The following is a 24238-nucleotide window of genomic DNA, read 5'->3' on the forward strand; positions in this document are numbered from 1 at the left end:
CGTTCGTGCCGGGTCAGGTGTTCAGGGTGTATCCCTCGGCGCGCACGCACTCCTCAGCGGGGCGCTGCTCCAGGTAACCCCACTCCAGGAGGCTGTTGACCGGGACGTACCCGTCGCCCCCGGCCTCGGGCACCTCCTCCGCGGGGACCAGGAGCTGCTCGCCGCCGCCGGGCTGCTCGAAGTGCGGGGCGATCGGGCCGACCCACGCGTCCACGGGCAGGGCCACCTCGTAGCAGTTGTAGTTGTGCTCGGGCCCGTCCGGCCAGGTGTTCAGCGAGTCCGGCGGCAGCGCCCGCTCGGAGTACGGCGCGCCCGCGGGGGCGAGGAACGAACCCCGGGGAGAGCCGAACCGGTCCAGCATCCACCCCCGGGGCAACTCCTGGAGCTCCTTCAGGGGCCGACCGTCGGAGACCGCGAAACCGTCGTGCTCGGGGTAGTCCCAGCTCCCGTCGGCGGCCCACCACCGTTCCAGGAACTCGGCGGGGGAGAGGCCGCCGAACCGGTCATAGCCCTCCACCAGGGTGCCGACCGGCCCTTCGGAGGGTAGCTCGGCCGGGCCCAGGCGGCGATCACCGCACAGGTAGCGTTCCAGGTCCTCCTCGCCGGGCGGCGGCGTCAGGACCGGGCACTCGGCGGACTGGACGGCGGGCGGGGCCGGTACGGTCCCAGCGGCCAGGGCCGGGGGTGCGGCCATCAGCAGGGCGACGGCGGTGCCGACCACCACGGGGAACTTCGACATCGGACTCCGTTCGGGTCTCTCGACCCCCTTGAATGCAGAGGGTCATCAAAGAACTACGGAACGAAGTGAATCATGTGCGGGGTGCCACCGCCCCGCGAACACGGGAACGGCCGCCCCTTCCGGAGCGGCCGTTCGGCGTGTTCGCGAGTGCGGTAGGGAGCCTACTGGCGGCCCAGGGCGCGGTAGGTCCAGCCGGAGGCGCGCCAGAACGTCGGGTCCAGGGCGTTGCGGCCGTCCACGATCCGCTTCTGCGCCACCACCGAGGCCAGCTCCTCCGGGTTGGCCTCGCGGAACTCCGCCCACTCGGTGAGCAGCAGGACCACGTCCGCGTCGCGGGCGGCGTCCAGCATGGAGGTCGCGTAGTTCAGCTCCGGGTGCGCCTCGCGGGCCCGCTCCAGCGCCTGCGGGTCGTAGACCGTCACGTGCGCGCCCAGGGAGGCGATGGTGGCGGCCACGTCCAGGGCGGGCGAGTCGCGGATGTCGTCGGAGTTGGGCTTGAACGCCGCACCCAGGACCGTGACGGTGCGCCCGGCGAAGTTGCCGCCGATCAGCTGGCGGGCGATGTCGATCGTGCGCGCCCGGCGGCGCTGGTTGATCGCGTCCACCTCGCGCAGGAACGACAGCGCCGGCTCCACGCCCAGTTCGTCGGCGCGGGCCATGAACGCCCGGATGTCCTTGGGCAGGCAGCCGCCGCCGAAACCCAGGCCGGGGCCGAGGAACTTGCCGCCGATGCGGTCGTCGTAGGACAGCGCCTCGGCCAGCTGGATGACGTCGGCACCCGCGACCTCGGACACCTCGGCCATGGCGTTGATGAAGGAGATCTTGGTCGCCAGGAACGCGTTGGCCGACACCTTGACCAGTTCGGCGGTCTGCAGGTCGGTGACCAGGAACGGGGTGCCCTCGTCGACCTGCTGCTGCCAGAGCGCGCGGACGGCCTTCTCCACCCGCGGGGAGTTGGTGCCGATCACGATCCGGTTGGGCCGCAGGGTGTCCTCCACGCCGAAGCCCTCACGGAGGAACTCCGGGCTCCAACCCAGCTCGGCCTCCTCGCCCGCGGGGGCGAGCGCGGCCAGCCGTGCGGCCAGTGTGGCGGCGGTGCCCACCGGGACGGTGGAGCGGCCCACGACCACGGTCGGCCGTTTCAGGTGCGGTGCCAGGCATTCCACGGCGGAGTTCACGTAGCGCAGGTCCGCGGCGCCGGAGTCGTCGCGCTGCGGTGTGCCCACACAGATCAGGTGCAGGTCGGCGAAGTCGGCGGCCTCCGCGAAGTCCGTGGTGAAGTGCAGGCGGCCGGTCTTGAGGTTCTCGGCCAGCAGCTCGTCCAGCCCGGGCTCGTAGAAGGGGACCCTGCCGGAGCGGAGCATGTCGATCTTGGCCTCGTCGACGTCGAGGCCGATGACCTCGAAGCCCATCTCGGACAGGCAGGCGGCCGTGGTGGCGCCAAGGTAGCCGGTCCCGATGACGCAGACCCGCATACGTTCCGCTTCGACCACTGGGGGTTCCTTCCTCGCTTCCGCACGCGCCTCGTGTGCTGGTTGTTCCCGCTCATGGCGGATCACATCCCGCACGAGGGCAGAAAACGGACATGGTTCGGCCGACGGGTGCCCGTGGGGGACGGTGCATCACCCTACGCGTCGGGGTTTGGCGCGTGACCGAACAACACGTGAACAGTCAGGCGCACAGATTACCGGCGTGCGGGGGACGGTCCGCACCGGGGGAGGAGTGCCGGCACCGGCACTGTGAGCGCCGTCTCAGAGGCTGCCGTCACCGAAGGGGCGTGTCCGGCCCGGGTCCTCGTCCAGCGGGGTCCACTCGGCGCCGGACTCCCCGCGACGAAACGGTGTCGTGGTCTTGTTCGGATCGTCATACCCGCGTACGGGCGAGGTGGGCGGCGGCACCTCCGGAACCGTGTCGCCCACCGGGCCGCCGTCGTTCCAGGGCGGGTCGGCGGCGGGGAGGACCTGTTCCCCCTCGGCGGGGCGGCGTTCACGGCGGCTGTTCGCGACCACGCGCTCCCGGGGAGGGGCGCCGGGCGGGCCGGAGTCCTGCGAGGCGGTCCGCCAGCGGTTCGGCAGCATCGCCGAGCCCAGCAGCAGCACGCCCAGGGGCAGGGCCACCCCGAGACCCTCGCCGCTCGGGTAGAGGAAGCTCCCGTTGTTGAGCCAGTACAGGGCGGCACCCATGGACTCCGGGGAGAAGACCGGCCACAGGCACAGCGCCGCCAGCAGGGCCCCGGACGCGCCCGCGACCAGGGGCGAGAGCCTCGATCCCACCAGGTAGGCGCCGACAAACCCCAACAGGCACAGAACCACCACGGACAACACCGTCGTCACACTTACATCACCCTGGGTGATCTTCGGGAAGAGGTCGGCCGCCCAGGCGGCACCGACCCACAACACCGGGGCCAGGGCGATACCGGCGAGCAGACCGACCAGGTGGCGGAGCACGCGACCCCTTCCTTCGCGGGGATCACCCGCAGACGTTGTCCCTAGCGGTCGTGGTGGCCAGCGCGCCCTCCTCGGAGGGCTCCTCCTCCGGCTGGGTCTCCTCGACCTCGGGGGCCTCGAACCTCGTGTGGTTGAATCCGATCACGACCTGGAGGTCGTCGTCCAGGGTGTCGTCCTCCACCGTCTCCGACCCCGGGAGCGTCCCGGCGACGTACTCGGCGGCGCGCTCCTCGCCCGGACCGTACCTGACCTCGGTGCGCGCCACGTCATGGCGGCTCCAGTTCTCCGCGCCGTCCGTGACGTCGAACCCGGCCGCGCCGAGCTGCCCGTCCAGCCGGGCGCCCAGACCGGGGGCGGCGGTGCCGTTGAACACCCGGAGACTGATGTCGCCCGGAACCGGTTCCTCCTCCGCTCCGGCGTCGTCCCCGGGCGCCGGTTCGACCAGCGGGCGGTCCGCGTTGACCGCCGCGAACATCTCCCGCGCGGCGGGCTCGTCCCACAGCAGGGCGACGTCGCCGCGCGGCGTCCAGTGATTCATGTCGGCGATGGGCACCTGGGCGAAGGTGACGTCCCTCAGGTCGAGGTCGCGCATCTGGTAGGCGAGGTCGTTGATGGTGCTGGTGTCCAGCCCTTCGTCCACGGTCACCGAGGACAGGGCGCTGTCCAGGAAGGCGGTCAGCTTGACCGGGTCGGAGAGCGTCTCGGTGCTCATCGCCCGGTCGAGCATCGCCGACAGCACCTGCTGCTGCCGGTCGATCCGGTCCAGGTCCCCGCGGGGGGTGGCCCGGGTCCGGGCGAAGGCCAGCGCCTCGGTCCCGTCCACCCGGTGTGTTCCGGCCGCCATGTCCAGGTGCGCCTTGGGGTCCTCGATCGCCTCGGGCAGGCACACGTCGATGCCGTCCAGGGAGTCCACCACGTCCACGAAGCCGCTGAAGTCCACCTCGACGTAGTGGTCGATCCGCACGTCGGTGACCGACTCCACCGTCTGGACCGCGAGCTGGGGGCCGCCGTAGGCGTAGGCGGCGTTGATCTTGTCCTCGCCCTCGCCGGGTACTTCCACCCACAGGTCACGGGGGATACCCACCACGGTGAGGTGGTCGCGTTCGTGGTTGAGGCGCACCAGCATGATGGTGTCCGAACGCTGCCCGGGGGTGGACCCCACGCTCAGCGCGTTCTTGTCCTCCCTGCTCATCTCGTCCCGGCTGTCGGAGCCGATCACGAGGAAGGTCAGGCCGCCGGTCTCCTCGGGGCGGTCGCCGTCGGCCATGCCGCCGAACACGTCGAACCGGTTGAGGGAACCCGACATCCACCCGGTGATCGCCCACGAGGTGCCCGAGGCGAGCAGGACCAGCACCGAGAGCACACCCATCAGGAGCAGGCCGTTGCGGTGGCGGCGGATCCGCGCGTCGGGCACGGTGACCCTGCCGGACCGGGTGGAGCGCCGCCCGTCGGGGGGCAGGGGCTGTGAGCGCTCGCGCCGGAACTCGCCCGTTGGCCCGTGCCGTCCGGCGTCGTCGTCGCTCATCGGCATCCCCGTCCCACCCGTTCAACGGTGTCCTCGGTACCTAGGTTGTCACCCGATCGGCCGAAGGGCGCGGGATGTCGACCATCGGCGTGTTGTTCTCCCCTTTGGGTGTGACGCAACCGGCAGCGGAAGCGTTCGCCAGGACCCAAACGTCTCGAAAACCCTTCCCCACCCGGCACATCCGCACACCCGGGCGGCACGGATGAGCGGTGGGTGCGCGTGCAGTACCGTTGAGCGCGCGCGGAACCCCCGTGGCCCGCGCAGTCCCGACACGTCTTGACCTTGGGAAGTGCCCGTGTCCTGGCCGCCTGTCTCCGTCGTCATGCCCGTACTGAACGAAGAGCGCCACCTCGCCGCAGCGGTGGAGCACGTCCTCGCCCAGGAGTACCCGGGCGAGCTCGAAGTCGTTCTGGGCGTCGGCCCCTCCTCGGACCGCACCCGCGAGGTCGCCGACGGCCTCGCCGCGGCCGACCCCCGGGTCAAGGTGGTGGACAACCCCACCGGCAGGACCCCCGCAGCGCTGAACGCCGCCATCGGGGCCTGCTCACACGACATCATCGCTCGCATCGACGGCCACGCGATGATGCCCTCCGACTACCTCCGGGTGGCGGTGGAGACCCTCGACGAGACCGGAGCCGACAACGTCGGCGGCATCATGGCCGCGGAGGGCACCACCCCCTGGGAGAAGGCCGTCGCCGCGGCCATGACCTCCAAGGTCGGCGTGGGCAACGCCCGCTTCCACACCGGCGGCGAGGGCGGCCCCGCCGACACCGTCTACCTCGGCGTCTTCCGCCGCTCGGCCCTGGACCGGGTCGGCGGCTACGACGAGGCCTTCCTGCGGGCGCAGGACTGGGAGATGAACCACCGCATCCGCACCACCGGCGGCACCGTGTGGTTCCAGCCCCGGATGCGGGTCTCCTACCGTCCGCGCCGCAACATGCGCCTGCTCGCCAAGCAGTACTTCCACTACGGCCGCTGGCGGCGCGTGGTCGCCCGCCAGCACAGGGGCACCATCAACCTGCGCTACCTGGCCCCGCCCGCGGCCGTGGCCGGAATCGTCGCGGGTCTGGTCGGAGGGGTGTTCCTCTGGCCGCTGTGGCTGGTGCCCGCCGCCTACCTGGCCCTGATCACGGCCGCTTCGGTCCCGCTCGCCCGCGGTCTGCCCGCCCCCTCGTGGCCGCTGATCCCGGCCGCGCTCGCCACCATGCACATGTCGTGGGGCGTCGGCTTCATCACCAGCCCGCCCGGGCTCGGCGCCGACTCGCGCTCCGCCCAGTCCACCCGGGCCTGATCCGCCCCGGGCCGGTAACGGCCGTATCCGGACGACGTCCGCCCTCGATCGGGGGCGGACGTTCTGCTAGGCAGGTCGGTGAAGGCGGAAGCGGAGAGGGCGGCATGGACGAGTTGCGCGGAGACCAGGCGTCCTGGGTGTTCGACAGTCAGTCGATCGCCATCAGGTACGAGACCAAGGGCTGGTTCAGGAGTCCGCTGCTCAAACTCCTCGAAAGGATGGACGTCCCCGTCTGTGCGGTCCAGGACGTGGACTTCCGTCCCGGTGCCGGGCGCAGGAACGGCTGGATCATGAACCTGCGGCTGCACGAGCGCATGGACCCCTACGCCGCCGTCGGCGCCGCCCTCGACGACAAGGCCCAGCCCTTCCGGCTGACCGGTCCCGCCAGGACCGAGCTGGTCGCCGAGTACCTCGCCGACCAGATCCGCTTCGCCGCCGGCCGGGCCGCGGAACCGGACCCGGCCACCCCCACCCGTCTCGTTCCCGCGCTACCCCTGCACATCCGCACCTGTGAGGGAACCGCCCGCCTGGAACCCGACCGGCTGACCCTGGTCTGGGCGGGAGCCCACGCGAGCGGCTACAAGAAGAAGAAACAGCGCCGCGAGTACGACCTCGCCGACATCACCGGAGTGGAGTGGGCGCCCCTCGACGACTGGGGGTGGGGTTTCGTGCGCATCATCGCCGAGGGGACCGCGGACGCGGCCAAACCCAAGAACGACCTCAACGTGCTGCGGGCGGGTGACGGCGGCAACGAGAGCCACCAGGCCTTCCTGCTCGCCGCGACCGTCACCGCGCACCGCTGGGCCCTGGGCGCGGCCACCCGCGCCGCACTCGGATCCGGCGAGGCCGTCCAGGACGGCGCCGGGCCCGGTTTCGACGACCCGGAGTGGTGGAAGAACGCGGCACGCACCGCCCTGGAGGCCGTACGCGGCCCCCGTCCCACCACGGACCTGCCCGGTGACACAGGCGCGGACGCCGCAGACGGCGGACCAGGCGACGGCGGGGCCCCGCCACAGCCCGCCGACACCACATGGATCTTCGAGCAGATCGAACGGCTCGGCGACCTCCACGCCAAGGGCCTGCTCACCGACGAGGAGTTCAGCACCAAGAAAGCCGAACTCCTCGACCGGATCTGAGCGGCGCGGCCGGTCTCACCCGGCCTCTCCGGTGGTTCCGGCCCCCTCCAGAGCCGCCACCGTCCCGGGCACGTCGTCCACCACCACCGCGTCCATCCCCGCCCCGGCGAACCGGGCCGCGTCCGCCGGGGCCGGGCACCAGGAGATGATCTCCAGTCCGGACCGGTGCGCAGTCTCCACCGTGTACTCCAGGCTGCGGCGGCCCCGCCGGGCCGCATCCCCGTCCAGACCCAGCGCGCGGGCGTCCACCGCCACGATCGGGCAGCCCATGCCCACGGCGCCGGGGACCGCCGAATCCGCGGGGTTGCGCACGTACGGCATCCACGCGGTCGCCACCCCCGGCGCGCCCTCGCGCACCCCCAGGAGAAGGCCGGGATCGAAGGAGCAGACGAACAGTCGGCGACGTCTAGCCTCCCGGCGCAGGAACGGCAGGACGAGCGCGAGTGTCCGCCGCGCCGGGGCGTCCACCCCGTCCTCCATCACCGTCTTGACGTCCACGTCCAGGCCCACCTCGGCCGGGATCGCGGCCAGCCCCTCCTCCAGACCGGACAGCCCCGCCTCCCGGCACTGCGCCTCGGTCAGGTCCACGACCGCTCGACCGTCGTCCAGTGCCGCGTTGTGGAAGAGCACCAGCCGGTCGTCGGCGGTGCGCCGCACGTCGATCTCGACCCAGTCGGCGCCGGTCCGCGCGGCCAGCTCGAACGAGGCGGGGGTGTTCTCCCGGGCGCCGTCGACCACGCCCCGGCCCGCGCCCCGGTGGCCGATCACCTCGGCCGCCCCGAAGACCCCGCTCACAGCGTTCTCCCAGTTTCCGAGGGCGCCTCCGCGGCCGCGTGCGCGCGCATCCGGCGCAGCAGGGTCTCGGCGACCTCCACGTCACCCGGGTTGGTCACCTTGATGTTGCTCTCCTCACCCGGCACGATCCGGACCTCCTCCTCGGGCAGGTAACGCAGCACCACCCCGCAGTCGTCGGTGGCCACCAGCCCGGGGTCGGCCATCGCCAGTTCGTAGGCGCGCCGGACCACACCCAGCCGGAACCCCTGCGGTGTCTGCATCCTGCGCAGCCGGGAGCGGTCCGGGGTCGCCGCGATCGCCTCGCCGCCGCTCCTGCCGGGAGCCACCCGGACCACGGTGTCGGCGCTGGGCACCGCCACCCCCACGGCCCCTGCGTCCCCCAGGGCGCGCACGCACGCGGCGATCGTCGCCGGGCGGACCAGCGGCCGCGCGGCGTCGTGCAGCAGGACCAGGTCGGAGTCGGCCGCCGAAGCCGTCGCGGACAGCGCCGCGTACGAGGTCTCCGTTCTGGTCGCCCCGCCGGGCAGGACCGCCGAGACCTTGGCGAACCCGGCGTCGGAGACGATCTCCTCGACCCGGCCCACGTACTCGCCCACCATCAGCACGACGATCTCGTCCACCTCGGGGCTGGCCTCGAAGGCCGCGATCGAGTGCTCGATGATGGGCCGCCCGTCCAGCGGCAACAACTGCTTGGGGGCGGGGGCGCCCATCCGGGCACCGACACCTCCGGCCAGAACCGCCGCGATCACCCGCGGACCTGCGGACATTTTTTTCCTCCTGCTTGCTTTGGGCCTCCGCTGGCGCTTCGGCCCGTGTTTGTGTTTGCTTGGGTCCTCCGCTGGCGCTTCGGACCGTGTTCGGGCGCCTGAGGGGAGCGTTCTTCATCCTCGTCTACGCCTGGCTCGTTCCTCGCTGGCGGCTTGACTCGTCTTGCAGAACACTCCCGCGCCCGAACGAAAGAACACCCCCTGGGGTGAAGGTAAGCAGGAAGAGGCTCCTCCTGGGGCGGAGGTGAGTGGGAGGGTGCTCTCCCTGGGATCGGGGTGAGCGGGACGGGGCATCCTCTGGGGGCCAGGCGATGGGCGACTCTCCGGGCGGAGCTGAGGACGGTACGGATTCGGGGTGAGCGGCAGGTGGTTGGCACGGTCTGTCCGTTGCAGCGGTAACCTATGGACGCCTGTTGGGCGTGCCTGGTCCACACCTCCTCTGATTCGGTCGTGGAGCCGGGCGTGGTTGGTGACATCCCCCGGTCGCCCGGACACACCCCTGTGCCGGTCCGGTGAGGCTGCGACCGCGTTTTCGTGTGGACGGCCGGTACGCGCAGGCGAGTTCACAGACGCGACTGTCCGGCACACCGTGAACCGGACGATCTCAAACCTTGGAGGTGGCGGTGGCGTCAAGGACGCTGGCCGTCTGGGAGCACCGGAAGGTCGTCGGCCTCCTGGTCCGGCGCGACCTGAAGGTCAAGTACCAGCAGTCCGTGCTGGGTTACGCCTGGACGATGTTGGAACCCCTCGCGCTGACGTTGGTGTACTACTTCATCTTCGGCGTCGTTCTCCAGGCCAACCGCGGCATACCCGAGGGAGCCGATGCCTACGGCGGCTACATCCTCTTCCTCGTCGCGGGCATCCTGCCCTGGACCACCTTCGGTGCGATCCTCAGCGAGGCTCCGCGCGCGATGATCACGCACTCGAAGCTGATCACCACCATGAAGGTCCCCCGCGAGATCTTCCCGATGGCCACCGTCGGCACCAAGTTCATCGAGTACCTGCTCACCTGGCCGGTCCTGCTGATCTTCGTGTTCGCCCTGGGCGGCCGGTTCAGCTGGGAGGGCATGCTCCTCTGGCTGCCGATGGCGATCGTGCTGACCTTCGCGTTCGGCCTGGGCGTCACCCTGTTCCTGGCCTCGGTGAACGTGTTGCTCCGCGACGTGGAGCGCCTGACGCGTATCCTGACCCGGATCCTGTTCTACGGCTCGGCGATCCTGTTCCCGGCCGTCATGGTGCTCGACTCCGGTGCCCCCGGCTGGGTGAAGACGGTCTACGAGCTCAACCCGCTGATGGGTATCTTCCAGATGCACCGCACCGTGTGGTTCCCCGGCTTCGAGGAACTAACGCCCAGTCCTCTCGCGTTGACCTCTGCGGTGGTCGGTTCGATCCTGATGCTCGTTATCGGATACTGGACGTTCCGCCGTCTGGAGATGTCCGTTCTGAAGGAGTTGTGATGGCGTCCACCTACGAGGCCGCGGTCACCAGCGGTCCGGTCATCGAGGCCCGCGGCCTCGGTGTGAAGTTCGCCGTGAACCGCCGCCGCAAGCGCAGCCTCCGTGAGATGTTCATCCACGGCAGCAAACGCGACCCCAACGCCGAGGGCAACGAGTTCTGGCCGCTGCGCGACGTGTCCTTCGACATCGCCAAGGGCGACTGCGTCGGCATCGTCGGCAAGAACGGCACCGGCAAGTCCACCCTGCTCAAGATGATCGCCGGGGTGCTCATCCCGGACGAGGGCAAGGTCAGCGTGCACGGCAAGGTCGCGCCGCTCCTGGAGCTGCGGGCCGGGTTCAACGACAACCTGACCGGCCGCGAGAACGTGTACCTGGTCGGTTCGCTGCACGGCATGACCGAGAAGGAGATCGACGAGCGCTTCGACGAGATCGTCGACTTCGCCGAGGTCAAGCCGAAGTTCATCGACACCCCGGTACGGCACTACTCCAGCGGTATGAAGGTGCGGCTGGGCTTCGCGCTCATCTCCCAGCTGGAACACCCGATCATGCTGGTCAACGAGGTGCTGGCGGTGGGGGACAAGGCCTTCAAGCGCAAGTGCTACGAGGCCATCGACCGGATGCTGGCCAACGAGCGCACGATGGTCCTGGTCTCGCACAACGAGAAGGACCTGCGCCGCTTCTGCAACCGGGGCCTGTACGTCAAGGGCGGTTCGCTGGCCCTGGACACCGACATCGACTCCGCTCTGGCCGCCTACAACGAGGACACCAAGGCGGAGATCGAGGAGCGCAAGAAGAAGGACGAGGCCAAGAAGAAGCGCGCCGAGGCCGCGGAGAAGAAGATCGAGGCCGAGGAGCGGGCCGCGGACCCGGAGGACCCGGACGGGACCGGGGGCAAGGGCGGCGGCCAGACCGCCTGAGGCGCCCGCACAGACCTGGAGAGAGCGCACCCCGGAGGTTCCGGAGGTGCGCTCTTTCGTGTCCGGGACTGTCCGGAACGCCCTCAGCGGTACCGGAACGGGATGTCTGCGGCCATGTGCGTGTCAGTGGTTGATTGCGCACAGAGCGTGGGTGACGGTGACTCCCAGTTGAAACTGGGAGGGCGCGGGCATATGACGGGCACGGTGGCGCGGGCGACCGCGCGGATGTTGGAGCGCAGGCGTGTCACCAGGACGGGGGTGACCCGCATCAGTGTCCTGGTGGCGGTCGCGGCGGCGGTCTGGTTCGGTCGGACCGACCTCGTCGGCGCCCTCGCCGGGTCGGCCCTCCTCGGGCTGGTCCTGTGCTGCGACGCGGTCCGGGACCGGATGCGGGCCAACCGCAGGGACGCACTCACCCTCTGGACCGTGTCCGTGGCGGCCCAGCTCCGGGAGTACGTCGTCTACGTCGGGCTCGCGTTCGGGGCGGCAGTCGGCGGATCCGCCAGCGCCTGGGGGTGGGCGGCCGGGGCGCTGATCGCCCTGGCCCTGCGTGACTCGCTCCTGGTGGCCCGCTCGGCCCCGTCGGCGCCCGCGGGGGCCAAACCCCTCGTGCTGCCCGCGCAGCGTCAGCCTGAGGGCGTCCGGGTGCCCGCGCCCCGGGCGGGGGCGGCGGAACCCGCGCGGGCCCGGGAGGACTCCGGCACGGTGAGGGCCGACGGACCGCCGAGCGCCCTCCCCCTGCCGGTCCTGGCCCGCCGGGTGCTGCTCTTCGGCCAGCCGACCCGGTTCCTCGTGATCGCCGTCGCCGCGACGGTCGGGGACGCCCGGCTCGTATTCCTCAGCCTCATCGTCGGCTGCGCCGTGGCGATCACCGGAGAGCTCGTCGACCCTTCCTCGCGAGGGGTGCGGCGATGAGCACGGCGGAGCCGGAGCGGGACCCAGGGCACACGCGGGAACGGCTCGAACCCGTCCTTCCCGACCTGCGCTTTCTTCGTGATGACAGTCACATCGCAATACTGCTCGGCAGGATCGCCCCGGGGATGGCCCCGCCGCTGCTCACCGCGGTCGCGGGAGCCGTCGTCGTGCTGGTGCTCCTCGCGGCGGGCGGGGGACGGCTGACAGGCATTACCCTGTTCGCACCGGTCGCTGCCCTGCTACTGTCCGGTCTGGCCTCGGGCCACCCCCACGACGGGCGGTACGACTGGCTGGTACCCCCGGTCCTGCGCGTCACCGAGTACAGCTACCTGGCGGTCGTCGGGCTCGCGTCCGGCGTACCCGGTCCACTGGTGTTCGTACTCTTGATGACGGTCGGCTGCCACCATCGCGACGACGTCGCACGCCCCGCTGTCGGTGTGAGCCGACCGGTGTGGGTGCGGCGGGCCGCGCTCGGCTGGGACGGACGGATGCTCGTCATCGCGGTCGGGGGCGCGTTTTCCGCCCTCACCCCCGCCTACGGCATACTCGCCGGATACCTGGCGGTCCTGCTCGTTCGCGAGGCCGGGCGCACCTGGAGCGCGACACCGGTGACCGATGTGCGCGTCAGCGCGGCCACGCCGAGTGGCGGCGCCGTCCTGGGGGATCACCCGATCACCCGCCAGGGAGACGGGGGCCGACCGGCCGCCGGAACGAACGGGGAGGCGTGAAAGCCTCCTCGACCTAAGGAGGAACACGCCCTCATGCTCGGAATGGTTCTCGCCGCAGGCGCCGGGCGCCGTCTGCGTCCCTACACCGACACCCTGCCCAAGGCCCTGGTGCCAGTCGACGGTGAGACGACCATCATGGACATCTCGCTGCGCAACCTGGCCGCCGCCGGGCTCACCGACGTCGTCGTCGTGGTCGGTTACCGTGCCGAGGCCGTGGAGGAGCGCAAGCAGGCACTGGAGGAGCGCCACGGCGTCAAGCTCACCCTCAGCTACAACGACAAGGCCGAGGAGTGGAACAACGCCTACTCCCTGTGGACCGCACGTGAGTTCTTCTCCGAGGGCGTCCTCCTCGTCAACGGCGACACCGTGCACCCGGTGAGTGTCGAGGAAACGCTACTCGCCGCCAGGGGTCCGGAACTGCTCCTCGCGGTGGACAACGTGAAAAACCTCGCTGACGAGGAGATGAAGGTGACCCTCGACGAGAACGGTCACCTCAGCACCATCACCAAGCTGATGGACCCCGCCACCGCAGCGGGGGAGTACATCGGCGCCACCCTCATCGAGGGCTCGCTCGCCCCGCGCCTGGCCGACGCCCTGAAGGCCACCTGGGAGCGGGACCCGCAGCTCTACTACGAGGACGGTTACCAGGAGCTCGTCCGCCGCGGTGAGAAGATCTCCGTCGCCCCCATCGGCAAGGTGGACTGGGTCGAGGTCGACAACCACGACGACCTGGCCAAGGCAAGGGAGATCGCGTGCCGCTACTAGCCCGAATGCTCCCCTCCCCCCTGGCGATCGACGTGCGCCGGGGAGCCATCGCCTCGCTCGGAACGGTGCTGGCCGACCGCCGCATCGCCACCGAGGGCCGCATCGCCGTCGCGGTGGGCCCGGGCCAGGGCGCACAGATCGCCGCTGACCTGGACCTGCCCCAGAGCGAGGTCTTCCAGGTCGAGGAGGGCACCGTCGACGCGGCGACCGAACTGGGCAAGAAGCTGCGTTCGGGCGCCTACGAGGCCGTGGCCGGCATCGGCGGCGGCAAGACCATCGACGTCACCAAGTTCGCCGCGACGATGGCGGGCATCCCGATGGTGGCCGTGGCCACGAACCTGGCCCACGACGGCATCGCCTCCCCCGTCAGCTCCCTGGAGCACGAGGGCGGCAAGCCGTCGATCGGGGTCACCATGCCCATCGCGGTGGTCATCGACGTCGACTACGTCCGGGCGGCCCCCGCGCACCTGGTCCGGTCCGGCATCGGTGACGTGGTCAGCAACATCTCGGCCATCGAGGACTGGGAGCTCGCGGGGCGCGAGAACGGCGAGCCGGTCGACGGCATGGCGGTCACCTTCGCCCGCGTCGCCGCCGAGGCGGTCCTGCACCGCCCGGACTCGATCGACTCCGACGGGTTCCTCAAGGTCCTGGCCGAGGGCCTGGTGCTGTCCGGCATGGCCATGTCGGTCGCCGGTTCCAGCCGTCCGGCCAGCGGGGCCTGCCACGAGATCCTGCACGCCATCACCCAGCTCTACCCGGGCACGAGCAACCACGGTGAACTCGCCGGGCTGGGCGCGCTGTACGCGTCCTACCTGCGGGTCAAGCACCTGGACTGGCCGCAGTCGCGACTGGAGGAGATCCGGAACTGCCTGCTCCGCCACAACCTGCCCATCGTGCCCTCCGACGTCGGTCTCGACGAGGCTTCGTTCGCGCGTGCGGTGGCCCACGCCCCGGGCACCCGCCCGGGCCGGTTCACCATCCTTGAACACCTGAACCTCTCCGAGGACGAGATCGGGCGGAGTGTCGCGGACTATGTCGAAGCCGTCGGTCGCTGAGGTCCGCGCGGGCGGCCAGCCCGCGGGGATCAAGGAGCGCGTCAACGAGGAGCACTGGGCGGGCCGTCTCTACATGCGGGACATCTCCCCGTACCTGACGACCCTCTTCGTGCGCCTGCGCGTGCCGCCGAACCCCATCACCTACCTGATGATGGTGTTCGGCGTGCTCGCCGGGGTGATCGTGGCCTTCGGCGGTCTGTGGTCGGCCGTCCTCGCCGCCGTGTTCGTGCAGATCTACCTTCTGCTGGACTGTTCCGACGGCGAGGTGGCCCGGTACACGGGCCGCACCAGTGTGGCCGGCATCTACCTGGACCGCATCGGCCACTACGTCTCCGAGGTCGCCCTGCTGGTCGGCCTGGGCATCCGCGCCCAGGGCGGGTTCGAGCCGGGCGGCTGGGTCGTCCTGGGCATGGCCGCCGCGCTCGGTGTCGTGCTGATCAAGGCCGAGACCGACAACGTGGTGGTGGCCCGGGCCAAGGCCGGTCTGCCGGAGGGAATCTCCGAGGAGGCCATGAGGCCGAAGTCCTCGGGGCTGAGCCTGGCCCGCCGCCTGGCCTCGATGCTCAAGGTGCACCGCCTCATCCAGGCGGTCGAACTCTCCCTGATCGTGGTGGTGGCGGCCGTGGCCGACCTCTTCCTCGGAGAGCTGGCGGCCACCCGGGTCCTGGTCGCGGCCTGTGCCGCCGTCGCGGTGCTGATGAGCTTCGCGCACTTCGTGAGCGTGCTCGCCTCCCGCCGCCTGGAGTAACGCGGCGGTGACGTTACGGCGTCACTTGTGGAGCCGTGGACGATACCCCGTCCACGGCTCCGTACACTTCGCTTTTATCCTTTCGTTAGTCTGTTTCTGCGAACGTTGACATGTGTCCACCTGTCAGCCGCACGTCGTCCACTGAACGGTCGCAACCATGGCCACACCCGTGATCCCGCCCTCGCAAGGCTCCGGCACGTCCACGACGGGGGACCTCCGAGCGCCCAGAGCCGAACGGAGCAGCTCCCAGGTGCCCGGTACCGGTAAGCCCACCCTGTCCTGTGTCCTGCTCACCATGGGCAACCGCCCTGCCGAGCTCAGGCGTGCGATCACCAGCGTGTTCGAGCAGGAGGAGGCCGACGTCGAGGTCGTCGTCGTCGGCAACGGGGCCGACCTGCCCAAGCTCCCCGAGGGCGTCACCACGGTGCGCCTGCCGGAGAACGTGGGCATCCCCGAGGGGCGCAACGAGGGTGTGCGGGCGACGCAGGGCGACGTCATCCTGTTCCTGGACGACGACGGCTGGTACCGCTCCATGGACCTCGCCCGCCACGTGCGCGAACGCTTCGCCGCGGACCCCGGTCTCGGTGCGCTCTCGTTCCGCATCGCCGACCCCGACGGCGGCCCGGACCAGCGCCGCCACGTGCCCCGGCTGCGGGTGGGCGACTCCCGGCGGTCGAGTGCGGTCACCACGTTCCTGGGCGGGGCCTGCGCCATCCGCCGCACCGCCTTCGACGAGGGCGGCGGGCTCCCGGGCGAGTTCTTCTACGCCCACGAGGAGACCGACCTGGCCTGGCGGATCATGGACGCCGGGTACACCATCGAGTACGACGCCGACGCCGTGATGTACCACCCGGCCGTCGCGCCGACCCGGCACGAGAACTTCTACCGGCTCAACGCCCGCAACAGGGTGTGGCTGGCCCGGCGCAACCTGCCGTGGCCGCTGGCCGTCGCCTACCTGGGCACCTGGGTGGGGCTGACCGTGCTGCGCGAACGCGACCGGGCCGCGCTGAGGTCGTGGTTCTCCGGTTTCCGGGAGGGCTGGCGCGAGGACGCGGGCCGACGCACCCCGATCAGCTGGCGCACCGCCTGGCGGATGACCAGGGCCGGACGCCCCCCGGTCATCTGAGTACACCCGCGACCCCCAGGAGGCGGACTTGGCCGTCGTCAGCCCTCTCGTCATCGGATTCCTGCTTCTCGTCGTCGCCGTCATCGCCCTGGTGGTGACGCTCGTCGTCGTGTCGGCACGGAAGCAGGCGAACCCTCCCCGGGGCCGGGCACCCTACGGCCGACAGCCGCAGCCCGGGCCGGGGTCCGGCCCGCAGGGACCCGAGTACCCGCAGCGGTGAAAAAGGGGCGGGCGCCGCACGGCGCCCGCCCCTCCAGCTTCTTGACAGCGGATCCCTCAGCCGGTGGCGGCATCCACTGGGCGGACCTCATGGGTCCGGGTGGTCGGCACGAAGTGCGGCCAGGTGGGAGTTTCGCATTCGGCGGCGTGGAGCGTGGCGCGAACGTTCGCGGAGAACAACCGGATGGCGTCCTCCAGGCTGTCGGCGCGTACGCCCATCGTCACGCTGAGGGTCCGCTGAGCCAGGCTGCCGACCACGTCGGGGTCGATGATGCCCGGGTCACACTCCTGGAGGCTGTCGAGCTCGTTGATGAAACGGTCGGTGAAGGCGTCGAAGTCACTGTCGGTGGTCGTGCCGTTGCGGCTTTCGAACGACAGGTCGACTGCCAGGTGGTGGATGGTCACCGGTCCTGTTCCTCCCAGCAAGTGGCTCGTCGGAGCTGCCCGAGGAGATCCTTCAGGTAGTTCGCTCCCGAAGGCGAGAGCTTAACGGTTTTAAAGTGCTTGTCCTGGCAGGGGCAGTACATCTTGTAGTACTTCTTCCTGCGTTCGACACGCCATCCTCTGGCCTCCGCACCCTTCAGTACCGATTCCAGGTCCTTGTCGGGGTGGCGTGGTCGGACCATGCGGTATCCCAGCTGCTCGGCGTGTCCGGATGTCGACGCCTGGACTGGGACAGCCCAAGCGTAGGTCAGACGGTACGGCGTCGGGAAGCCCGAGGTGCAAGGTTCGGGAAAATCCGTGACCAGTGTGTACGAGGGGGCGGGCGCCGCACGGCGCCCGCCCCCTTCACCGCTGTTCGGGATCAGATCTCGGTGACGGCCTCTTCGTAGTCCAGCCGCGGCAGGCGGTCGAACCAGGCGTCGGGGCCGGGCTTGCCGATGTTCATGACCACCAGGGGGGTCTGGGTGGAGTCCTCGCCGAAGAACTCCTTGCGGACGCCCTCGGCGTCGAAGCCGGTCATCGGGCCCGCGGCCAGGCCGGCGGCGCGAACGCCGACGATCAGGTAGGCGACCTGGAGGAGCGCGTTCTGCAGGGCCATGGACTCGCGGGCCTCGACCGGCATGCCGGAGAAGTTCTCCCGGGCCTCCGGCACGACCGGGAAGGTCTTCGGGAAGTGCTCGTGGAAGGCGCTGTCAGCGGACAGGACGAGCGTGAGCGGGGCCGTCGAGGTCTTGGGGGCGTTGTTGCCCGCCATGTGCTTCACGAGTCGCTCGCGAGCCTCGGGGGAGCGGACCGCGGTGACGCGCAGGGGCTGGTTGTTCATGGCCGTGGGGCCGTACTTGACCAGGCCGTAGATCGTGCGCAGCTGTTCCTCGGTCACCGGCTCGTCGGTGAAGGTGTTGGCGGTGCGGGCGCTACGGAACAGCAGGTCCTGTGCGTCCTTGTTCAGGACCAGTGTGTCAGTCATATCGAAACCTCGGCCGTGCTCGTGGGTGGTGGTGCCGTCCGGGGACGGCACGCAGCACAACCTAGTTGACTAGGAAGATATTTCACCACGGAACGATGTGTGAGCTCATTCACTCACGAGTACCAGGTGAGCGGTCTATTCGCTGAACGCCGTGCGCGGGCGTCCGCTCTGCCGGGGCGCACGGGGCCGGGGGATCGCAGGGGCCGGGGCGTTGGCCTCACAGACCCACTCCTCCAGCCGTTTCACGAACAGTCGTGCCTGTACCGGCCAGTGGAAGGAGCGCTGTGCGATCCGGTGGCCGGTGCGAGCGTACTCGTGGCGCCTCTCCTCGTCCCGGCGCAGCTCCAGCACGGCCCGCGCTGCCGCCTCCGGGTCCTCGAACGGCACGACGGTCCCGGCCGGGCCCTCCGGGCGCTTGGTCACCAGGGCCTCGGCCATCGGGTTGGGGGTGGTGACCACCGGCAGCCCGTGGGCCATGTACTCCACGACCTTGGTGGGCAGGGAGTGCCGGTAGTTGTCGGTGTCGTGCAGCAGGCTGATCCCGGCCAGGGCGCCGGCCGCGATGCGCAGGGCGCGGTCGTTGGGCACGAAGCCGTACCAGTGCAGGGCGTTCTCCTGGTGGGCGTCGCGCAGCAGCTGCCGGATCCCGTGGTCGGCGCCGCCGATCACCTCCAGGCGCACCCCGTGGTCACGCAGCCGGCGCCCCATCTCGATCATGTCGTGGGCGCCCCGGGCCCTGGACAGGTGCCCCAGGTAGACGACCCGGTCCTCGCCGGGCGCGCGGAGCGGCGCCTCGGGCACGTCGGTGGTGTTGGGCACCACCGGGTGGTCGAGCCGGAACCGGGGCCGGTAGCCCTCCTCGGCCAGCAGCAGGTGCATCCGCCGCTCGGCGTACCGCTCGAAACCGCGCACCACACCGCCGAGCGGTCGGCGCAGCGGCTGCGGGACCCACGGCTTGGTGCGCAGGGCCGCCGGGGTGTCCTCGTGCACGTCCCACACCGTCACCGGTCTCTTGGCGGGCAGGGCCAGCAGCAGTTCGGGGTCGTGGAAGAGCAGGAGGTCGGCCTCGGGAGCCAACCGGGCCAGAACGGTCCGGGCCGCCCGGATCGAGGAGAGCCGGTCACGGCCGGAGGCACGGGGAACGTCCACCGAACGCACCCGGTCCCAGGGGGTCACCCCGCACTCCCGGAAGGGCGCCACGTACGTCACCGTGTGTCCGGCGTCCACCAGGGCCCGTATCTGGCGGTGCAGGATTCGTGCGTCCTCGGGGTGGTGCACAATCGTGGCCACAAGCGCGTGCATCGAGATCACCTACGTGTGTCACCGTTTTGGTCCGACTGGTCCGTGTTCGATGATCCGCTGTGAGGGTGCGGGATCAGCTGCACGACACGGTATTCACCTGCGGAAACACACTGAGGAAAGCCGAGTGGACAAGCGGGGTGGTTCCGGTGAACCTTCGGTGGGCGGACGGTGAACGCGCCGAGGCACGCCGCCGAACGCCGTCTGGCGTCCGGGTCGACGTGCCTCGTGCGGGCCCCCGCGGCCCCTACAGGACCTGGATGCCCTCCCGGTCGGCGCGGCGCCGGAACTGCGCCGGGACCTCGGCGGCCTCGTCCGGGTCGGGGCGGCGAAGGACGCCCCGGGTGTCCAGGAGCAGCCGCGCGTACTCGTTGAGCAGCTTGGGCCGGTACTCGCTGTGGTCGGTCAGCAGAACGGTCAGGTCGGCCTCGGCCAGGGCCTGCTCCAGGTCGGTGGAGCGAGGCACGTCCACCCCGTCCACCTCCCAGGACTCCACGTGCGGGTCGTGGTAGGTGAGCGTGGCGCCCTTGGCGGCGAGCTTGCGGGCCACCGGGCGGGCCGGAGACTCGCGCTGGTCGGCGATGTCGGCCTTGTAGGTCACGCCGAGCAGCAGGACCTTGGACCGGGAGAGCGCGAGCCCGGAGTCGTTGAGCAGCTCCTGGGCGCGCTGGGTCACGTAGGACGGCATCCGCCCGTTGATCTCCTGGGCCAGCTCGACGAACCGGAACGGGTAGCCGAGGGTCTTGACCTTGTAGGAGAGGTAGTTCGGGTCGATCGGGATGCAGTGTCCGCCCACGCCCGGGCCCGGGTAGAACGCCTGGAAGCCGAACGGCTTGGTGGCCGCCGCTGCGATCGAGTCCCACAGGTCGACGCCCAGCTCCTGGCAGAAGACGGCCATCTCGTTGACCAGGGCGATGTTGACGTGCCGGTAGGTGTTCTCCAGCAGCTTGGCCATCTCGGCCTCGCGGGTGCCCCGGGTCCGGACCACGGTGTTCACGAAGTTCTCGTAGAAGGCGGCGGCCGCCTCCCCGCACTCCTCGGTGAGCCCGCCGACCACCTTGGGCGTGTTGGCCACGCCGAAGGTCTGGTTGCCCGGGTCGATCCGCTCGGGGGAGAAGGCCAGCCGGAAGTCGGATCCGGCGACCAGGCCGGACTCCTCCAACAGGGGCCGTACTACCTCCTCGGTGGTGCCCGGGTAGGTGGTGGACTCCAGGATCACCAGGGTCCCGGGGGACATGTGCGCGGCGACGGCCTTGGAGGCGGAGGTGACCGCCCCCAGGTCCGGCCCGCCCTCGGGTGAGAGCGGGGTGGGGACACAGATGACGATGGTGCGCGCCGTCGCCAGGCACGCAGGGTCCGTGGTCGCGCTGAACCCCTTGTCCAGCATCGTGTTCACGTCTTCCGACGACAGGTCGTCGATGTGTGAATCGGCCTTGTTGAGGCCGTCGACCACACGGGCGCTGACGTCGAAACCGGTCACCTTCAGCCCGGCTGACACGGCTTCGGCCGCCAGGGGCAGACCGACGTAGCCGAGGCCGAGGACGACGAGGTCGCTGGCCGAACCGGAGCGCTGCTCGGGGACAGTGGCTGGGTTGGAGGCTGCGGCATCCACTTCGTGGTCACACTCGCATTCGTTTCGTGAACGGGCGCATATATCGAGGACTGCCATTCGGAGTTCTGGAGACCCGAGTGTAGACAGGCATTGCCCTTGGTTACGGGATCTGTCCTGGTCCGGACACTTTCCCGATGAGAACCCGATACGCCTGGTTGTAGCGGTATACGGCCTCGGTCCACGTGCGGTTCGCACCGACGCGTTTCTGTCCTGCTTGGCCGTAGGACGTCCGCTTTTCACGACTGTAGGCGAGTTTTGTGAGCACATCAGCTAGACGTGCCGATTCGCCCGCCGGAATTAACTCTCCGGTCACCCCGGGTTCCACGATCTCCCGCAGGGCGGGGAGGTCGCTCGCGACGACGGGCAGCCCTCCCGCCATAGCCTCCACCGGTTTCAGGGGGGTCACCAGCCGACACACCCGTTCGTCGAGCCTGGGCACCGCGAACACGTCCAGGGCGGCGTGGTGGTGCCGGACCCGGTCGGCCGGGACCCGCCCCGGGAAGTGCGCCGCCCCGGACAGCCCGAGCCGCTCCGCCCGCGCGCGCAGCGCGGCGAGTTCGGGCCCGTCCCCGACGATCAGGGCGTGTGCGGGCTCGCCCCGCTCCCGCAGCAGCGCCACCGCGTCCAGGAGCACGTCCAGCCCCTCGTAGCCGAAACAGCTCGTGGTGGTGCCCGCCACGAACTCCTCCCGGCCGATCCCCAGCCCCTCGCGGACCGCCTCACCCGGCGGCAGCGGCTCCAGGAAGGAGGCGTCCACGGCGTTGGGGACGACCAGTATCCGCTCCGCGGGCACCCCGCGGGCCTCGATGTCGGCACGCATCGCCTCGCCGAGGGTCACCACCAGGTCGGCGGCGAGCATGCACTCCGTCTCGCTGGCGCGTTCGGCCCGGTAGAAGGCGTCGTCGACCCCCCGGGAGGGGTCCCGGGACAGCCAGGACTCCTCCAGGAAGCCGCGGACCTCGTAGACCACGGGCAGCCCGTACCTGCGCCCCAGTTCCAGGGCCAGCCGCGCGTTGTGGTGGTTGCTCGCCGCGTGCAGCACGTCCGGGCGCACCGCCTCCACCAGCTCCGAGGCCAGCCGCAGCCCCGAGTCGAGCTCCTCGGCGCGGTCGGCGGGTGCGGTCCAGGGGAGGAGGCGGTGGTAGGGGACCCCGTCCACCCGCACCAGCGTGCGCGGATCCAGCACGCCCTTGGTCAGCGGGTACCCGGCCCTGGTGGCCACGTGCACGTCCATCCCGGCCTCCCGCTGGGCGAGGGCGATGCGGTGCGTGCGCTGGGTGTAACCAGCGTTGGTGTGCGGCAACGCGTTGGTGACCAGATGCAGGACCCGGACGCCCGCTCCCGGCCGCTCCGGGTCAGGGCCCGTACACCGGTGCCCCGATCCCGCCACCGCCGGTCGCTGAGCGTTCACCGTGTCGTCAGGCCGCGTTGGCGCACCGCGGGTTAACGTGATCCCGTGAAGGTCAGGCGAAACGGACGGGGAGGCGGGGACGGCGCGCCCCGTGGCCAGCGCCGTCCGGTACTGCGCCGTGGTCCGGTGCGGCCCGGGCGGGATTCGTTCGACCAGTTCACGCGCGGTGTCCGCGTCCCCGGCGGCGAGGGCGGCCGCGACCAGGCGCCCCACCCGGCGGGGCGAGGAGCCCCGGGCGGTGGACAGCAGCACCTCGCGTGCCTCCTGGCGTCGCCCCTGGTCCCACAGGGCGTAGGCGCGCGGCAGGGCACCCGATCGGGACGCCACGGCGCGTGCCGTGGTCCGTACGGGGCCGGGCATCAGCCGGGGAGCCAACAGGGGCAGCCGAGCGGGTTCGGAACGCAGATGGTGCCAGGCCAGGGACGCGGTGAACGTCACCGCCCTCGGCCATCGGGCACGCGGACGCGGAACGCGGGGTTCGGAAGTCTGGGAGTCATGCACGGTCAGTCACACAACCACGTGGACGTGGCCGGATGGTGACAACACGGCGACTCCGGTGGAACGGCTGGGGCAAAGAACTCCCCGACCGGCCTCCGCGCCGCCCGGCCCGCCGAGCCGCCGCGGTCACCGGTCCGCCCGGGACCCGCGCCAGAACAGCAGACACCCCCACCGGAAGAAGAAGGAAGCAGCCGTGACAACGAGTGCCCCTCTTGGCAGTCAGGACACCGGGATCGTGCACGTGGTCGGGGCCCGCCCCAACTTCGTGAAGGCCGCGCCGGTGGTTTCGGCCCTGCGCGGCCGGGGCGCGCACCAGACGGTCCTGCACACCGGCCAGCACTACGACGACCGCATGTCGGCCGTCTTCTTCCGCGACCTCGGCCTGCCCACCCCCGACGTCGACCTAGGCGTCGGCTCGGGTTCGCACGCCGCCCAGACCGCCGCCCTCATGGTCGGCCTGGAGAAGGAGTTCACCCGGACCACCCCCGGCATGGTCGTGGTCTACGGCGACGTCAACTCCACCCTGGCCGCCGCCCTGGTCGCCGCCAAGCTCGGCATCCCCGTCGCGCACGTCGAGGCGGGCCTGCGCTCCTTCGACAACACCATGCCGGAGGAGGTCAACCGCCGGGTCACCGACCAGCTCAGCGACCTGTGCTTCGCGACCAGCCCGGAGGCGGTCGGCCACCTGGCGGCGGAGGGGGTGTCCCCGAACCGCGTCCACCTCGTCGGCAACCCGATGATCAACACGCTCCTGGGCAACCTCGACCGCTTCGACGCCGATGCCCTGCGGGACCGCCTCGACCTGCCCGAACGCTATGTGGCGGCCACCCTGCACCGGCCCGCCAACGTCGACGACCCCGCCAACGTCGCCCGGCTCACCGAGCGCCTGCACGAGATCGCCGACCTCACCGACGTCGTCATGCCCGTGCACCCGCGGGGTAAGGCGGCCTTCGACCGGGCCGGGCTCGGCGACCACCCGCGCGTGCACCTGCTCGAACCGCTCGGCTACCTCGACTTCGTCGCGCTCACCCGAGGCGCCGCGGCCGTGGTCACCGACTCCGGCGGCGTCCAGGAGGAGACCACCGTCCTCGGCGTCCCCTGCCTGACCCTGCGCCCCAACACCGAACGCCCGATCACCATCACCCACGGCACCAACCAGCTGGTCACCGAGGCCGATCTCCTGCCGGCCCTGCGCAAGGCCCTGGACGGACGGACCGGCGAACGGATCGGCGACGTGCCGCCGCTGTGGGACGGCCGGTCGGGGGAGCGCATCGCCACCGTCCTCGCCCAGTGGACCAGGTGACCCCATGAACCTCCTCCCCGGGGCGGCACCCGCCCCCACCCGACAGACGGACAGCCCGGGGCCCCGACCCGGGG

General features: G+C 70.8%; 23 protein-coding genes. 12 read left to right on the forward strand and 11 right to left on the reverse strand.

The features are described from left to right. Positions 1–13 precede the first annotated feature (13 nt). The 4 genes from AC0VYD_RS04370 to AC0VYD_RS04385 all read right to left on the reverse strand — a co-directional run bounded on the left by AC0VYD_RS04370 (position 14) and on the right by AC0VYD_RS04385 (position 4711). A complete protein-coding gene (locus AC0VYD_RS04370) occupies positions 14–739 on the reverse strand; it encodes a TNT domain-containing protein (protein WP_475478704.1) in 726 nt (241 codons plus the stop codon). A 161-nt stretch (positions 740–900) separates the two neighbouring features. Further along, positions 901–2307 carry a UDP-glucose dehydrogenase family protein gene (locus AC0VYD_RS04375; RefSeq protein ID WP_475478705.1) on the reverse strand — a complete coding sequence of 469 codons (1407 nt, stop codon included), beginning with the start codon at positions 2305–2307 and terminating at the stop codon, positions 901–903. A gap of 183 nt (positions 2308–2490) precedes the next feature. After that, positions 2491–3186, reverse strand: a complete 696-nt coding sequence (locus AC0VYD_RS04380) for a YIP1 family protein (RefSeq protein WP_475478706.1) — start codon at positions 3184–3186, stop codon at positions 2491–2493. A gap of 22 nt (positions 3187–3208) precedes the next feature. Continuing rightward, positions 3209–4711: an LCP family protein gene (locus AC0VYD_RS04385; protein WP_475478707.1), complete on the reverse strand. Its 1503-nt coding sequence runs from the start codon at positions 4709–4711 to the stop codon at positions 3209–3211. A 295-nt stretch (positions 4712–5006) separates the two neighbouring features. On the opposite strand from AC0VYD_RS04385, the gene AC0VYD_RS04390 reads away from it, so the two are divergent. Next, positions 5007–6002 carry a glycosyltransferase family 2 protein gene (locus AC0VYD_RS04390; RefSeq protein WP_475478708.1) on the forward strand — a complete coding sequence of 332 codons (996 nt, stop codon included), beginning with the start codon at positions 5007–5009 and terminating at the stop codon, positions 6000–6002. 104 nt (positions 6003–6106) lie between these two features. Further along, a complete protein-coding gene (locus tag AC0VYD_RS04395) occupies positions 6107–7138 on the forward strand; it encodes a DUF4429 domain-containing protein (protein WP_475478709.1) in 1032 nt (343 codons plus the stop codon). 15 nt (positions 7139–7153) lie between these two features. Here AC0VYD_RS04395 and AC0VYD_RS04400 read toward each other — a convergent pair whose 3' ends face one another. Together AC0VYD_RS04400 and AC0VYD_RS04405 are read right to left on the reverse strand one after the other, a co-directional pair. Continuing rightward, positions 7154–7933, reverse strand: coding sequence for a glycerophosphodiester phosphodiesterase (locus AC0VYD_RS04400; RefSeq protein ID WP_475478710.1), 780 nt, complete (start codon positions 7931–7933; stop codon positions 7154–7156). Further along, positions 7930–8700 carry an IspD/TarI family cytidylyltransferase gene (locus AC0VYD_RS04405; protein WP_475478711.1) on the reverse strand — a complete coding sequence of 257 codons (771 nt, stop codon included), beginning with the start codon at positions 8698–8700 and terminating at the stop codon, positions 7930–7932. The genes AC0VYD_RS04400 and AC0VYD_RS04405 overlap by 4 nt, the downstream gene beginning before the upstream one ends. 611 nt (positions 8701–9311) lie before the next feature. Between AC0VYD_RS04405 and AC0VYD_RS04410 the strand changes: the two genes are divergently transcribed. The 9 genes from AC0VYD_RS04410 to AC0VYD_RS04450 all read left to right on the forward strand — a co-directional run bounded on the left by AC0VYD_RS04410 (position 9312) and on the right by AC0VYD_RS04450 (position 16631). Continuing rightward, a complete protein-coding gene (locus AC0VYD_RS04410) occupies positions 9312–10157 on the forward strand; it encodes an ABC transporter permease (RefSeq protein WP_475478712.1) in 846 nt (281 codons plus the stop codon). Positions 10158–10264: 107 nt separating this feature from the next. Beyond that, the gene (locus tag AC0VYD_RS04415) at positions 10265–11074 is read left to right on the forward strand and encodes an ABC transporter ATP-binding protein (RefSeq protein WP_475480177.1); all 810 of its coding nucleotides are present in this window, start codon (positions 10265–10267) and stop codon (positions 11072–11074) included. 192 nt (positions 11075–11266) lie between these two features. Further along, positions 11267–11989 carry a hypothetical protein gene (locus tag AC0VYD_RS04420; protein WP_475478713.1) on the forward strand — a complete coding sequence of 241 codons (723 nt, stop codon included), beginning with the start codon at positions 11267–11269 and terminating at the stop codon, positions 11987–11989. Beyond that, entirely contained in the window at positions 11986–12717 is a 732-nt protein-coding gene (locus AC0VYD_RS04425) for a DUF5941 domain-containing protein (RefSeq protein ID WP_475478714.1), read from the forward strand. The genes AC0VYD_RS04420 and AC0VYD_RS04425 overlap by 4 nt, the downstream gene beginning before the upstream one ends. Before the next feature lie 33 nt (positions 12718–12750). Next, positions 12751–13482: a phosphocholine cytidylyltransferase family protein gene (locus tag AC0VYD_RS04430; protein ID WP_191268455.1), complete on the forward strand. Its 732-nt coding sequence runs from the start codon at positions 12751–12753 to the stop codon at positions 13480–13482. Positions 13483–13487: 5 nt separating this feature from the next. Then, positions 13488–14537 (forward strand): iron-containing alcohol dehydrogenase family protein, encoded by a 1050-nt coding sequence (locus tag AC0VYD_RS04435; protein WP_191268453.1) that lies wholly within the window; start codon positions 13488–13490, stop codon positions 14535–14537. Beyond that, a complete protein-coding gene (locus AC0VYD_RS04440) occupies positions 14515–15285 on the forward strand; it encodes a CDP-alcohol phosphatidyltransferase family protein (RefSeq protein WP_475478715.1) in 771 nt (256 codons plus the stop codon). The genes AC0VYD_RS04435 and AC0VYD_RS04440 overlap by 23 nt, the downstream gene beginning before the upstream one ends. Before the next feature lie 295 nt (positions 15286–15580). Beyond that, positions 15581–16411 (forward strand): glycosyltransferase family 2 protein, encoded by an 831-nt coding sequence (locus tag AC0VYD_RS04445; RefSeq protein WP_475480178.1) that lies wholly within the window; start codon positions 15581–15583, stop codon positions 16409–16411. A 28-nt stretch (positions 16412–16439) separates the two neighbouring features. After that, complete coding sequence (locus AC0VYD_RS04450; RefSeq protein ID WP_475478716.1) at positions 16440–16631, forward strand: hypothetical protein; 192 nt, start codon at positions 16440–16442, stop codon at positions 16629–16631. A gap of 56 nt (positions 16632–16687) precedes the next feature. On the opposite strand, the gene AC0VYD_RS04455 is transcribed toward AC0VYD_RS04450, so the two are convergent. The 5 genes from AC0VYD_RS04455 to AC0VYD_RS04475 form a co-directional block, all read right to left on the reverse strand. Continuing rightward, a complete protein-coding gene (locus AC0VYD_RS04455; RefSeq protein ID WP_452546276.1) occupies positions 16688–17035 on the reverse strand; it encodes a hypothetical protein in 348 nt (115 codons plus the stop codon). Positions 17036–17435: 400 nt separating this feature from the next. Further along, positions 17436–18041, reverse strand: a complete 606-nt coding sequence (locus AC0VYD_RS04460; RefSeq protein ID WP_475478717.1) for a malonic semialdehyde reductase — start codon at positions 18039–18041, stop codon at positions 17436–17438. A gap of 135 nt (positions 18042–18176) precedes the next feature. Further along, the gene (locus AC0VYD_RS04465) at positions 18177–19343 is read right to left on the reverse strand and encodes a glycosyltransferase (RefSeq protein ID WP_475478718.1); all 1167 of its coding nucleotides are present in this window, start codon (positions 19341–19343) and stop codon (positions 18177–18179) included. A 244-nt stretch (positions 19344–19587) separates the two neighbouring features. Further along, entirely contained in the window at positions 19588–20952 is a 1365-nt protein-coding gene (locus AC0VYD_RS04470) for a nucleotide sugar dehydrogenase (protein ID WP_475478719.1), read from the reverse strand. A gap of 100 nt (positions 20953–21052) precedes the next feature. Continuing rightward, positions 21053–22801 carry a glycosyltransferase family 4 protein gene (locus AC0VYD_RS04475; RefSeq protein WP_475478720.1) on the reverse strand — a complete coding sequence of 583 codons (1749 nt, stop codon included), beginning with the start codon at positions 22799–22801 and terminating at the stop codon, positions 21053–21055. Positions 22802–23054: 253 nt separating this feature from the next. Here AC0VYD_RS04475 and wecB point away from each other — a divergent pair, with 253 nt between their 5' ends. After that, positions 23055–24164: a non-hydrolyzing UDP-N-acetylglucosamine 2-epimerase gene (gene wecB, locus AC0VYD_RS04480; protein ID WP_475478721.1), complete on the forward strand. Its 1110-nt coding sequence runs from the start codon at positions 23055–23057 to the stop codon at positions 24162–24164. The last annotated feature ends 74 nt before the right edge of the window (positions 24165–24238 follow it).

This window comes from Nocardiopsis sp. iso_40 (assembly GCF_056173285.1).